Origin of the sequence: Parasphingomonas zepuensis (assembly GCF_036663735.1) — a bacterium.
GTDB lineage: Bacteria > Pseudomonadota > Alphaproteobacteria > Sphingomonadales > Sphingomonadaceae > Sphingomonas.
Genome location: NZ_JAXOJO010000001.1, coordinates 654,637 through 667,436, shown reverse-complemented (window position 1 = coordinate 667,436; position 12,800 = coordinate 654,637). Strand labels below are relative to the sequence as shown.

Sequence of the window (12,800 nt, the reverse complement as noted above, 5' to 3'; positions counted from 1 at the left end):
GTTAGGCATGCGGGGATGAGCGACCACGATCATAGCCACGGGCACAGTCATGGCCATGGCCACGGGCATGGCCATCATAGCCATGCGCCGGCAGGGGGCGGGCATGACCGGGCGTTCGCGATCGGCATTGCGCTCAATCTGGGCTTTGTCGGGGCCGAGGCGGCGTTCGGGTTCATCGCGCACTCGGTCGCGCTGCTGGCGGATGCGGGGCACAACCTGTCGGACGTGCTGGGCCTCGCGGTCGCGTGGGGCGCGGTGGCGCTTGGGCGGCGGGCCGCGTCGAAGCGGTTCACCTATGGCCTGAAGGGCACGACGATCCTGGCGGCGATGACCAACGCGCTGCTGCTGCTGGTCGCGCTCGGCGCGATCGTGCTGGCGGCGGCGCAGCGCATGGCGACGCCGGCGCCGGTCGAGGGCGGGACGGTCTCGATCGTCGCGGCGATCGGCATCGTGGTGAACCTGGCGACGGCGCTGCTGTTCGTGCGGGGACGGGCGCATGATATCAACATCCGCGGCGCTTTCTTGCACATGGCGGCGGACGCCGCGGTCTCGGCCGGGGTGGTCGTCGCGGGTCTCGCGATCCTGTGGACCGGGGCGCTGTGGATCGATCCGATCGTCAGCATCGCGATCGCCGGGCTGATCTTCTGGCAGACCTGGGGGCTGCTGCACGAATCGGTCGAGATGTCGCTCGGCGCGGTGCCGCGGGGGATCGATTACGACAAGGTGCGCATGGCGCTGCGCACGCTGCCCGGCGTGGCGCGGGTGCACCATGTGCATATCTGGCCGATGAGCACGACCGAGACGGTGCTGACCGCGCATCTGGTGATGCCGGGCGGGCATCCGGGCGATGCTTTCCTGGGCGAGGCGCAGGCGATGCTGGCGGCGAAGTTCGGGATCGGCCATGCCACGCTGCAGGTCGAGATCGTGGGCGAAGAAGCCGAGGCGCCCCAGGCCTGTACGGCCGGACATGCGCACTAAATCATTGATTTAATTATCAATAAGCGCGGGCGACGGCGAACTCGACGGCTTCGACCATGGCGTCCTTGGCCTTGCCGTTGGCGAAGCTGCCCAGCGCATCGATCGCGCGCTGGCCGTAGTGGCGGGCGCGGGCGAGCGTGTCGTCGACCGCGCGGGTCGCGCGGATCAGGCTGATGGCGTGGGCGAAATCCGCGTCGCTCGACCGGTGGCCCTCGATCGCCGCCTTCCAGAAAGCGCGGTCCTCGGTATCGCCGCGGGCATAGGCCAGGATGACCGGCAGGGTCGCCTTGCCCTCGCGGAAATCGTCGCCGGCGTCCTTGCCCATGGTGCCGGCATCCGAGACATAATCGATTGCGTCGTCGACCAACTGGAAGGCGATGCCGAGGTTGCGGCCATAAGCGTCGAGCGCGGCTTCCTCGCCCTCGGGCCGTTCGGCGACGACGGCGGCGATGCGGCAGGCAGCGGCGAACAGCGCCGCGGTCTTCGCGCCGATGATGTCGAGATAGCGTTCCTCGCCGATATCGATGCGGCGCGCGGCGGTGAGCTGATTGACCTCGCCCTCGGCGATCACCGCGCTGGCGTTCGACAGGATCTTGAGCACCTTGAGGCTGCCGTCCTCGACCATCAACTCGAACGAGCGGCTGAACAGGAAATCGCCGACCAGCACGCTGGCGGGATTGCCCCAGATCAGGTTCGCGGTGCGCTTGCCGCGGCGCAGATCCGAGCCGTCGACGACATCGTCGTGCAGCAGGGTTGCGGTGTGGATGAATTCGACCGCGGCGGCGAGCAGATGGTGGCGCGTGCCGGTATAGCCGAGCAGCCGTGCGCTCGCGAGGGTGAGCATCGGGCGCATGCGCTTGCCGCCGCCCGCGATGAGATGGCCGGCGAGCGCCGGGATCAGCGGAATTTCCGACTGCATGCGCGACAGAATCACGGCGTTGACCAGATTCATGTCGCCCGCCGTCAGCTGGACCATCGGTTCGAGCGACGGCTGGCGCTGGGTATCGAGGCGGTGGATCGTGGCGCTCATGTCCCGAGCGATGTGGCCGCAGGTGGGGGCAAAGGCAAGCCTTGGGGTGGTTAATCGCGTGTGTTTCCGCGGTAAAACGCGCCGCTTCGGGGTTGCGCGGCGCGCGGCACGTCCGCAAAAGGCGACCGAACTGGTGGGGACGTGATGGTGACCGACGAAACGCTGAGCGGCTATCGCCAGAGCATCGACAATATCGATGCGGCGCTCGTCTTCCTGCTCGCCGAGCGCTTCAAGGTGACTCAGGCGGTCGGCCGCTACAAGGCGACCGCGGGCCTGCCGCCGGCCGACCCGGGCCGCGAGGACGCGCAGATCGAGCGGCTGCGCGGGCTGGCCAAGCAGGCCGATCTCGATCCCGACTTCTCCGAGAAATTCCTGCGCTTCATCATCGACGAAGTGATCCGCCACCATGAAAAGGTGCGCGACGGCGCCTGAAACGGCCGGTCCGGTCATAGCCAGCGCGGCATGATAGCGTTATCATCGGCACCGGGGACCGCGGCGAACCAGTCGTGGCGAGGGGATGCACCATGATGATTCGCGCAGGCAGCTTGTCCGATCGCCAGGCATTGTGGGCGTTCGTGCTGGGCTGCGTCGCGGTCACCGCCGGGGTGCTGCTGCATCTGCCGATGTTCCTGATGGCGCGACATATGGGCTATCGCATGGTGGGCATGCCGATGGACTGGGGCATGATCGCGGGCATGGGCCTGATCGTCGCCGGCGTGATCGTCGCGGCGTACGGCCTGTTGCCGCGCAACCTTGCCGCGCAGCGGGCGGCGGCGGGGGACATCATCATCGCGGCGCCCGAGGATGCCGTGCTCGGCTGGGCGCACTGGCGGCTGATGATCGTGCTGGTGGTGGCGCTCGTCATCGACGTGATGAAGCCCGCCTCGCTCGGCTTCACCGTGCCGGGCATGATCAGCGAATATGGCGTGCCGCGTGCGACCGTATCGCTGGTGCCGTTCTTCGCGCTGATGGGCACGGTCGTCGGATCGGTGCTGTGGGGCGTGATCGCCGACATCTATGGGCGCAAGGCATCGATCCTGCTGTCTGCGGTGATGTTCGTCGGCACCTCGATCTGCGGCGCGATGCCCTCGCTCGCCTGGAATATCGTGATGTGCTTCATGATGGGCGCGGCGGCGGGCGGGATGCTGCCCGTCACCTATGCGCTGCTCGCCGAGATGATGCCCAACCGGCACCGCGGCTGGAGCCTGGTGCTGGTCGGCGGGCTGGGTGCGGTCGGCGGCTATTTCGCGGCGAGCGGGCTTTCGGCGATCCTGCAGCCGATCTTCGGCTGGCGCATCCTGTGGCTGGCGAACCTGCCGACCGGGCTGAGCCTGGTGCTGCTCGGCGCGCTGATCCCCGAATCGGCCAAGTTCCTGCTCGCGCGCGGCCGCACGCAGGAGGCCGAAGTCGTGATGCGGCGCTTCGGCGCGACCGCACGGCGCGGGCCGGCGCCGGTGGCGAAGGGCGTGTCGCACGGGCCGCTGACCGGCCGGCGCATGATCGGCAAGCTGGCCGCGCTGACGATCGCCGCGCTGACCTGGGGGCTGATCAATTTCGGGCTGCTGCTGTGGTTGCCGGCCGATCTGGTCGCCAAGGGCTATTCGGTGGCGGTGTCGAGCCGGCTGCTCGCGGAAAGCTCGCTGATCGCGTTCCCGACCGTGTTCCTCGCCGCGTTGATGTATAGCCGGTGGAGCACGAAATGGTCGCTCGTCACGATGATCGGGGTGACGCTGGCGGGGCTGGCCGGGGTGCTGCGGCTCGAGCTGGCGGGGACGGGCAGCCCGGTGCTGCCGGTCGCGCTGCTGATCGTCGGATCGAACGGCATCCTCGCGATCCTGCTGCCCTATACCGCGGAGAGCTTCCCCTTGCGGGTGCGCGGGCGGGCGACCGGCTGGGTCGCGGCGTGCACCAAGGCGGGCGGGCTGCTCGCCCAGGGCCTGAGCATCGCCGCGCTGATCCCGAGCATGGGGCTGGCGGCGACGATCATCATGGCGCCGGCGCTGCTCGCGCTCGGGCTGGTCGCCTGGTTCGGCCGCGAGACGCGCGGCGGGGATCTGCGCGACCTGGATGTGGCGCCGGCCTGACGGGCGCGCACCCCGGGACGATTGAACCAGATCGGGTACGTCGCTGCTCGACGGACCGGTTGCCGGCGCGCAGAGGTGCGGGAGCGGCAGGGGGCCTGCGCACACAGGGGGGATGGCATGACGGATTTCCGGACGATCTGGCACGGCGGCGCGCGCGGCGGTGCGCGACTTTTCACCATCGGCCTGGCGGCCCTGCCCGCCGCCGGCCTCGCACAGACGGCGGCGCGCGACATCGTCAGCCCGCGCCTGCTGGCGCCGGAGCCGGCCGGCGTGCCGGCCGACGAGAAGCTGGTGCTGGCGGCCGTGCCGGGGGTGGGTGGCCTGCCGCACGAGCGCGTGCTCGATCTCGACGTGGTCTATACCGACGGCCAGATCTTCAACCCGGCGACCGGGCGCTACGACAAGGTCCATCTGCGCAGCTATAACGGCACGGACGTCGATCCGACCGCGCCCTATGTCTCGCCGACGATCGAGGTGGTGCCGGGCGATACGATCCGGATCAATCTCAACAACAAGCTGCCGGTCGACCGCAGCTGCGGCCTGATGCTCGGCCACATGCCGAACAAGCCGCATTGCTTCAACGGCACCAATCTCCACACGCACGGCCTGTGGGTGAATCCGGCGGGCAATGGCGACAATGTGCTGCTCTCGATCAACCCGGGCGTCAGCTTCCAATATGAATACAACATCCCGGGCGATCATCCGTCGGGCACTTTCTGGTACCATACGCACCGCCACGGATCGACCGCGCTGCAGGTGTCGAGCGGGATGGCCGGCGCGCTGATCGTGCGCGGCAACCGCCTCCCCACGGCCGCGGCCCACGGCGATATCGACACGCTGGTGAAGGGCATGCCGGAGCGCGTGCTGGTGATGCAGCAGATCCAATATGCCTGCCGCGAGCCGGGCACGGGCGGCAAGCTCGGCCCGATCAAGCTCAACCCCGACGGCACCTATCGCTGCGATGTGGGCGATACCGGCGAGATCGAGGGTTACGACCAGTTCGGCCAGCGCAAATGGGGCAAATCGGGTCGCTACACCACGCTCAACGGCGTCGTCCTGCCGACCTTCCGCGCGAAGCAGGGCCAGGTGGAGCGCTGGCGCATGATCCATGCCGGGGTGCACGACACGATCAGCCTGAAGCTGGTGAAGATGAAGCCAAAGGCGCAGCTCGCGGCGCGGCTGAGCGAGGCGGCCGAGCGCAAGTTCATCGCGCAGAGCTGCACCGGGGCAGTGATCCCGTACAACCTGGTCGCGGCCGACGGGCTGACCATGGGCGCGGCGCAGGCGACCCGCCTCGCGACGTTCCAGCCGGGCTATCGCTTCGACGCGCTGGTCGTGTTCCCGGAAGCGGGCGATTATTGCGTGATCGACGCGTCCTCGCCGGGCGCGGGTTCGGTCAATGGCGACACGCCGGGGCCGCAGCTGCTGGGGACGGTGACGGTCGATGCCGGCACGGCCGTGCCGGACATCAACGCCTATCTGACCGATACGCTGGTCGCCCGGGCTCAGGCGGCGATGCCGCCCGCGGTGCAGCCGGCGATCGTCGCGGACCTGAAGGCCGGGCTGAAGCTCACCCAATTCACCCCGCATCCCGACATCGAAGACAGCGAGATCAAGGGCCCGCCGCAGGAGCTGGTGTTCTTCATCGACACCAAGGACCCGAACAACACCAAGTTCGAGGTGGGCAACACGCTGAAGACCGAGGATGCCGAAGCCTATGAACCGAACCGGATCGACCGCAAGCTGATCCTGGGCACGGCCGACGAATGGGTCATGCAATCGCATCTCGGCAGCCATCCGTTCCACATTCACGTCAATCCGTTCCAGGTCGTCTCGATCACGGACCCGAGCGGCAAGGATGTGAGCGCGATCGGATCGATCGACGATGCCGATGGCGGCACGGTTGACCCGCAATATGCCGGGCTGAAGGGCGTGTGGAAGGATACGCTGTGGATCAAGGGCCTGGCGCCGACCGTGCCCAACGGCTTCTACACGGTGAAGGTGCGGACGCGGTATCAGCGCTATATCGGCGAGTTCGTCATTCACTGCCACATCCTCGACCATGAGGACCAGGGCATGATGCAGAATGTCGCGGTCGTGCTGGGGCAGGGCGACATGGCGACCGAGGCAGCGGCCGGCGCGCACCCGATGGACCATGCGAAGGAGTGAGGCGCGGGGGCGCCCGCGTTCAGCCATAGCCATGGCAGGGGCGGGCGCTGACGTTGCTTCCGCGGCCGATCAACCGCCGGTAGGCGGCGGCCCATAGCCGCCGCCTGGACGAGGAAAGGGCTAGAACAGCCGGCGCGGCGTCCGAACACGAACCGGCGGCGGAACTGGGTTTGCCTGCGGCGGCGAAACCGAGGTCGTGACTGACGGGTCATCCCGGCACGGATTCCATGGCGGATCTTCCCCCAGCAGCCTGGCGAGCCGGGCGTAGATTTCCCGATCGGGATCGGGCGCTTCTTCCGGCGGCGGCGCCGGGGTTTCGTTCAGGGCGGGGGGTGCGCCTGGCGGAGGGGTTTCGCGCGAGGTCGGGGCGGCTTCGACACGGGACGGCATCGAGACCGGAGCGGGCGCCGGGCGCTGGGCTGGGGCGGCTTGCGGAGCGGCGGCTTCCGGGCGCGGCGGCTGTGGTTGCGATGGCGGCTCGGAAGGCGGCTTGCGCGGCCGCTGGGCGGACTGCCTGATCTGCCGCTCGCGAACGACCTCGTCCAGCTTCCGGCTGATGACCTCCTCCCAGACGTCATCGTCCCAGGCCCCTTCGTCAAAGGCCTGTTCGGGCATGTCCTTGCGGACGCCCCATCTCTTCGGCCGGCGGACGCGGAGCCAGTGGAGCGCCGCCTGGGTGTCGGGCGGCAGATGGTCCATATAGGTCGCATAGACCGGATCGGGATCGGCGGCCGTCTTGAACACCTTGGTGCGCTGAACGCTGCACCCCACGGCGCGGGAATAGAGCGCGCGCTCGACACGATCGTCGGCGAATTCCTTGCCGATGACGACGGCCTCGGCGAAGTCCTGATATTTGTTGCGCCAGCGATAGATGGTGCGAACGCGGACGTCGAAATGCTGGGCGAGTTCCTCGTCGGTGGCACCCAGGCGGCACATCATGCGGGCCTCGTCGGCGTATTTGGCTTTGTAGATCATGGGGGAGGGATAACGGGGGCGGAGTGTGGTTTGAATCGATGGGGTTGGGGGCGAAAATGTCATGCTGTTGCTGACATTATTTGGTTGGGAGGAAATCGAAATTTATCGTTAAAAATCAAACATATGATGAAATGGGTTGCTAACTAAATTACACTTAACATAATCCACGATAGAGTTGCGCGAATACATCGTAATCAAGCGGCTTCTAGCTTTTGCATCCCCATTACGCCGCGCTCGACTAGGCGGTCGATCAGGTCGAGCGTGCGGCTCCGGCGTCCAGGGTGCTCGATATTTGATGCGTAGAGCTTGAGCACCAGCTCGGCCATCTCGTGCAACTCATAGGCCCTATCATGGCGCGCGCCTGCGTCGTTCGGCCTAATCGCGTCCTCGAGCAGCCTGAGTACAAGATCGTCGAGATCTGGGGGCGCGTGCTCGATCCGGTGCAAGAAATAGGTCCGGTCGGCCTCGAAATATTTCGACGCCGCATATGCCTCGAACAACCCGGCATGCGCGGAGATATTCTCGGTTTCCATCCGACGGAAGCAGTCGCTGGCCTCTTGCCGCACCAATTTTTCGTCATCGTCGAACAACCGGATCAACCAGTTTGTACAGGTCGTGCCAAAGCGCGCTGACTCGAAATTGGCGGCAGCGACCGCGGCAGCTGCGGAGCGATATTGGGCATCGGTCCCGATCAGATTCTCGGCGAGCGGCAGCCAGTTCGGATCGTCGAGGCAGCGTTGGAAAATTGCGAGTGCGGCAAATCCCCGGGCGAGCGGGTCGTCGTTGATCAGGTAGAGGCTGATAAGCTGTGCGAAGCCATCGTGGTCGAGATCGGCGACCCACCCGACGATCTGTTGGCCATTGTTTGAATAAAGCGCCTCGGGGCAGCTGCGCGCGATACGCTGCACCCACTCGACGCCCCGTTTTCCTTCGTGTTTGAGCGCGCTCATCAACAACCCGCTCATCGCAGACTGGACATGCGCGGCCGCTGGGGCGCCAACAATCGTGTCGATCGTGGGTCGATATTTTTCAAATGCCTCCTTCGACTGCCAGCACATGCTCCCGAGCATCTCGACCGCCGAACCACGTGCCGAATTGATGGCCTTGCCGCCAAGCTCGCCACCGAGCTCAAAAGCCCGCTTCCAATCTGGCTTCTTCTCAGCCTCGTTCCGATCCATCTCGCAGATACCTGTGCTGTCGTCGCTGCTTGTGGCAACGGCCAGCAATACAGCGTCGGCGCGCGGGCCGATCGATCCCTCACATGCTCGAATCATCCAGATCAGCGAACGGTCGTCGGGCCTTGCCGCTGGGTTCGCGTCCCCGATTTCAAGGACCCGCTCGATCATATCGGAATCGGGCTTTGCCTCGGCGATTCCTGCGGTGACTCCCCAAGCGAAATCCTGATGCGTCCCCACTGGAAAGCGCTTGAGTAGGGCAATGAAGCGCTCGGGTGCTTCCTTGGCGCGCTCTTTCAATTCGCGGGATAATTCCATCGCGCCGCCAACCAGTCCACCCCCCCGCCATCGCATTTCGTCGCGGGGTCGGCTGAACTTTACGATCGCGCCTAGCCAAGCATCGTCGTCCATAAACTTGGTCCGCTCGCCCGCGATCGGCGAACGCACCCAGCCGCCGCGCGCACCATCGGGTTGTTCGGGTTTCTGGTCTTTGAACTTGCGTCCGAGCTCGGCGAGTCGCTTCGCCGCGAGCGGCGATAGCTGGTCGGCGCCGATCTGGAGCAACACCGACCATTCACGCTTGCCCGAGTCATTGATGCACCATGTCGGATAGTCTTGGAGGGTAGGTTTCGACCTGACATCTCCTTCTGAGCACTGCCGGTGCGCCAACGCCCGCTTCGCACAATCGAGCTCGGGTTGGATCGCCATCACTGTCGCCTCGCACCGCGCGCGCTCTGCCGGCGTTAGCCAGGGTATTGCGGCGCTTATTGCACGGCCCGCAGAATGCGCATCAGCGCCGTACCAACCAGCCTCGAACAATCCGCGGTTATCAATTTGCTCGATGAGCAGGCTATGAAGCGCTTGCGGATTGGCGGGCACTGTTTCCAGCAGAAAATGGAGGCTGGTGACGAATGCCTCGGGCTCCAGTGCACGCAGAAGCCGCGCCGCAGATTGCGGGTCGTGGCGCGCTACCTCAGCCAGCGCCATCCGCACCACATCGAGCAGGTCGGACGAGCGGACATCTGTACGGTCCCAGCGCCGCCAGCCCCATATGCTGTCATTGGCGGGCCGCGCGGCGCCTTCGACCGAACGCTCCATGGCGAGTCGCATAAACGGTAGAATCTGCGCCAGAAAGGGCAGTGGCGCAGCTTTGGCGAGTTCGGACAGCCAGTACAACGACTTGCCGCCTTCCTCGTAGCGGCGCTTGAACGGATGCCCCTCCGGATTGCGCCGAAACCAGTGCGCCAGTTGAGCGCCAAAAATGCGCGCGGCCTCCACAGGCGCGGCCTTGATCCAGGATCCGTAGTAATCGCCCCAGTCGTTTCCGTTATTTTCCCAGTCCTCGGGCACAGCGCGCCCCAGAGCCGCAATCAAGCAATCGGCGAGGGCACTGCCATCAGCTTTGGGGTCGATCCAGCGCAGTGCGCCGAAAACATCGCGGATACGGCCGGGCTGGCGACCGAGGAAAGCATCGATCAACTTGGCAACCTCGACAGGAGCGAGCGGCGCGACCGACCGTAGAAATCCCATTACCCAGCCGAGATCTTCGCCTGCATTGCTGAGCCATGCCTCGATGACGCCGTTGGCGTTCAACAGTTCGAACCAGGGCCGGCGTTCGTAGATCACGTTGCCCGACTTGAGCGGCAATCCGTCGCGCGCGGCGTAGTGCGCCACTAGCGCCCATTCCTGGGGCGTCGGATCGGCAATCGTTGCCAGCCAGCGCACCACCGTCTCGCGAACATGGGGGCGCACACGCGCGTCGTTGAGGATCGTCTCAAGATCGCCAAGATAGCGCGCGCGTTCGAGGTCGCGCTCGAAGGACAGAATCTGCCGCGTCTGGGTGCGGCGGAACAAGGTCTGCTCGCTGCCCAGCAGGAAATCGATCAGGGGTCTGCGCTCCTGCACGAAACCGCGCGCGTGGAGATAGTCGAACAACGATTCATGGTGGAAGCCGATCCGTTGGCCCCGCACAACAATCAGACCTGCGCGCTGGAGAATGTCTAGCGCGCCAGCAAACGGATCGAGCGTCGCACTTGGCGCGACCAACTCCTGACGGTCGCTCATTGCTGCCGCAAGCGCGGTCAGCGGCGCGAACACACTCCACCCCGGGCGAAAGTCGCGCTGGATCTCCTGCTCGCGCGCGGCGAGCAGCCGACCATAGAGCTCGGAGAGATGTTCAACCCGGCGCAAGTCGCTGATCCCGCTCGCCGCAAGCGCCGCGGCGAGCGACAAGCCGATCGGCAGGGCCAGTAGTGCCATCAGTCGGGCATTGTCGGCCTCGTGGAGGATGCCAAGTTGAGCGAGTACTGGATCGAGCTCCGGTCGTTCGAGCGGCCCGACGTCGACTCGAACATTACCCCTAGCCTCGGCGATCTCGCGGAACGCGTGATCGTTTTCGAGGTCAAAGCTGCGACACGCCAAGATGAGCTGGACGCGGGGATATTGTGCGGCCTTGCGGACTAGGTCGAGCACGACACGGCGAAGTTCGGCAATCCGTCCCGATACTTCGCTGACGGCATCTGCTTGGTCGATGACGAGCACTGCGGATTTGTTGGCGAGTTGCTCAAGTATGACTACCGGATTGTCGGCTGTGCCAACCGTCTGCGCCCCAAGCTCGTCGAGTGTCGCGACCGCGCCGGCCTGATCGATACGAAAGGCGAGATGGAGGGTGTCGCGCTCGCGCAACTGCCCGATCACATCGGCAAGAATCGCCGACTTGCCGATGCCGGCGACCCCGGCGACCACCACCACGCCCGCGCCCGCCTGTAGACCGGCAAGCACTTCGCGCACTGCAGAACGCTCAATGCGGAAGAGGCCCGCGCCGAGCGGCGCATAGGAGCCGAGGTAACTCGAAGTCGCATCGCGTATGCGGCCGGGAAGAGCGCGGTCGAGTTCGTATTGCTTGGTCTCGATACCCGCACCACGGATGAAGTCGATTACATCGTCATAGCCAAGCGGTCGGTTGAAATTGCGCTCTTCCTCAAGCCAAGTTCGGAGCCTCGCCGCGATCGTGTCGGGATCACCTTTGAACCAGTAGGCGATCCGCGCCCGGAGATTGTCGGCGAGATCGGGCTCGGAAAGGGTCCTGAAATCGGTCACACTCAGAAACTGGAACGCTCCCGTGCCGTCGCAGCCCAGCCGCTCCTTGAGCATAGACCAATGCTGCGTTTCCTTATTGGATAGGCTCGCCTCTAACGCTTCCGGATTATGCGTCGCAGTCTGCTTGTCCTTCAGTAGCTTCAATTGCGGCGATGGATCGCTTGAGATGAACAGGCAGCGCGTGCTCCCGCCCTCCGTCTTTACGCGAAACGCGCTGAGCACTCCGGCGGCATCGAGTGTCGCGACGGACCACGTCCCCGATGCTGTCTGCCGCTTGCACTGATGCCATTCGGTCCCGCCTCTATGCACGAGCGAGAATTCGAACCCCGCGTCCTCATCGCTGAGTGACTCGATCGTGACCGACTGAACGGTGCCGTCTAGCAGGCCAAGTAGTTGATGGGTCAGCCAGCGCGCCTCGTATCGGTTGCCAGTCTTGTCCGCGATCCCGCCCCTATGCACGTCTCTGCTCCGCGGACCGCCTTGCGGACACGTCAGCGTAGAGTCTCTCTAATCTGATATAAGCCGGCTGCATGGAACGAACATAGAACGATGCAGCAGGCGCGGCAATGAAATCGCGCTTGCCCAGCTTCACGCCTTGCGCGCGCAGGATCGCATAGGTCGTGGTCGCGTGGAAATAGAAGTTGGGCTGCGAGAAGGAGAGCAGGAAATTCGCGCCCGTGAAGGGCATCTCGAACAGCGGGGCATGTTCAACCCGGTGCCGGCCGAACTGGAAGACGGTCGTACGGTGCGCAGCGCTTCACCAGGATCGTCCCCCAGCTGGGCCCCGGCCTTCGCCGGGGAGCAGGAAGAAGAATAGGCGAGCACTTCTGTTGGCGCCGATTTGACGCACGACGATCTGATGCCGCCGCCGCGCCTGAGGCACGATGGACCCCGGAACAAGTCCGGGGTGACGTGGAGGATGGGAGAGGTGGTGGTTCCCCAAAAGCATCATATAAAGAATTCTTTATATGATGCTTGACGCGGCGGTCGCAGGGGCTATCCTTGCACGGTCGAGGTTCTTCGGCCGGGTCTATCCGGTCGGAGCTAAGACGGGAAGCCGGTGCGGCCTTTGGGCTTATTCCGGCGCTGCCCCCGCAACTGTGAGCGGTGAGCGGCGATCCATTTCGTGTCACTGGTCCGGACAAGGGACCGGGAAGGCCGGATCGCCGCACTGACCCGCGAGCCAGGAGACCTGCCTCGTCAGATAACGTCCTCCGGCGGGGTGCCCGGTCAGGCCGCGTGCAACACCGCGCCCCGGCTTGTCATTAGGGCGCGTGCCCGTTGCCGTGC

At 65.4% G+C, this 12,800-nt stretch carries 8 protein-coding genes, 1 pseudogene and 1 riboswitch; of the genes and pseudogenes, 5 read left to right on the top strand and 4 right to left on the bottom strand.

The window, feature by feature from the left end:
* Nucleotides 1–15 precede the first annotated feature (15 nt).
* Nucleotides 16–978 (top strand): cation diffusion facilitator family transporter, encoded by a 963-nt coding sequence (locus U1769_RS03215; protein ID WP_332711833.1) that lies wholly within the window; start codon nt 16–18, stop codon nt 976–978.
* 16 nt (nt 979–994) lie between these two features.
* Here U1769_RS03215 and U1769_RS03210 read toward each other — a convergent pair whose 3' ends face one another.
* Nucleotides 995–2,008, bottom strand: a complete 1,014-nt coding sequence (locus U1769_RS03210) for a polyprenyl synthetase family protein (RefSeq protein ID WP_332711830.1) — start codon at nt 2,006–2,008, stop codon at nt 995–997.
* Between the two features lie 144 nt (nt 2,009–2,152).
* Between U1769_RS03210 and U1769_RS03205 the strand changes: the two genes are divergently transcribed.
* The 3 genes from U1769_RS03205 to U1769_RS03195 all read left to right on the top strand — a co-directional run bounded on the left by U1769_RS03205 (nt 2,153) and on the right by U1769_RS03195 (nt 6,261).
* Nucleotides 2,153–2,440, top strand: a complete 288-nt coding sequence (locus U1769_RS03205) for a chorismate mutase (RefSeq protein ID WP_443030202.1) — start codon at nt 2,153–2,155, stop codon at nt 2,438–2,440.
* A 92-nt stretch (nt 2,441–2,532) separates the two neighbouring features.
* Entirely contained in the window at nt 2,533–4,092 is a 1,560-nt protein-coding gene (locus U1769_RS03200) for an MFS transporter (RefSeq protein ID WP_332711824.1), read from the top strand.
* A 117-nt stretch (nt 4,093–4,209) separates the two neighbouring features.
* Nucleotides 4,210–6,261 carry a multicopper oxidase family protein gene (locus U1769_RS03195; protein WP_332711822.1) on the top strand — a complete coding sequence of 684 codons (2,052 nt, stop codon included), beginning with the start codon at nt 4,210–4,212 and terminating at the stop codon, nt 6,259–6,261.
* A gap of 120 nt (nt 6,262–6,381) precedes the next feature.
* Here U1769_RS03195 and U1769_RS03190 read toward each other — a convergent pair whose 3' ends face one another.
* The 3 genes and pseudogenes from U1769_RS03190 to U1769_RS03180 all read right to left on the bottom strand — a co-directional run.
* Nucleotides 6,382–7,236, bottom strand: a complete 855-nt coding sequence (locus U1769_RS03190) for a hypothetical protein (RefSeq protein WP_332711819.1) — start codon at nt 7,234–7,236, stop codon at nt 6,382–6,384.
* Between the two features lie 194 nt (nt 7,237–7,430).
* Nucleotides 7,431–11,969, bottom strand: a complete 4,539-nt coding sequence (locus U1769_RS03185; RefSeq protein ID WP_332711816.1) for an nSTAND1 domain-containing NTPase — start codon at nt 11,967–11,969, stop codon at nt 7,431–7,433.
* A 100-nt stretch (nt 11,970–12,069) separates the two neighbouring features.
* Nucleotides 12,070–12,204 (bottom strand): annotated as a pseudogene (locus tag U1769_RS03180) (DUF1993 family protein); the annotation flags it as partial.
* Here U1769_RS03180 and U1769_RS03175 point away from each other — a divergent pair.
* On the top strand, nt 12,139–12,327 hold the full coding sequence (locus U1769_RS03175; protein ID WP_332713712.1) for a hypothetical protein: 189 nt from the start codon (nt 12,139–12,141) through the stop codon (nt 12,325–12,327). The pseudogene U1769_RS03180 and the gene U1769_RS03175 overlap by 66 nt on opposite strands.
* Nucleotides 12,328–12,506: 179 nt before the next feature.
* Nucleotides 12,507–12,724, top strand: a riboswitch (cobalamin riboswitch).
* Nucleotides 12,725–12,800: the final 76 nt, after the last annotated feature.

What these genes read in the sequence shown, in the direction of transcription:
- U1769_RS03215 (WP_332711833.1), top strand. Translation starts at nt 16, where the DNA reads ATGAGCGACCACGATCATAGCCACGGGCACAGTCATGGCCATGGCCAC.
- U1769_RS03210 (WP_332711830.1), bottom strand. Translation starts at nt 2,008, where the DNA reads ATGAGCGCCACGATCCACCGCCTCGATACCCAGCGCCAGCCGTCGCTC.
- U1769_RS03205 (WP_443030202.1), top strand. Translation starts at nt 2,153, where the DNA reads ATGGTGACCGACGAAACGCTGAGCGGCTATCGCCAGAGCATCGACAAT.
- U1769_RS03200 (WP_332711824.1), top strand. Translation starts at nt 2,533, where the DNA reads ATGATGATTCGCGCAGGCAGCTTGTCCGATCGCCAGGCATTGTGGGCG.
- U1769_RS03195 (WP_332711822.1), top strand. Translation starts at nt 4,210, where the DNA reads ATGACGGATTTCCGGACGATCTGGCACGGCGGCGCGCGCGGCGGTGCG.
- U1769_RS03190 (WP_332711819.1), bottom strand. Translation starts at nt 7,236, where the DNA reads ATGATCTACAAAGCCAAATACGCCGACGAGGCCCGCATGATGTGCCGC.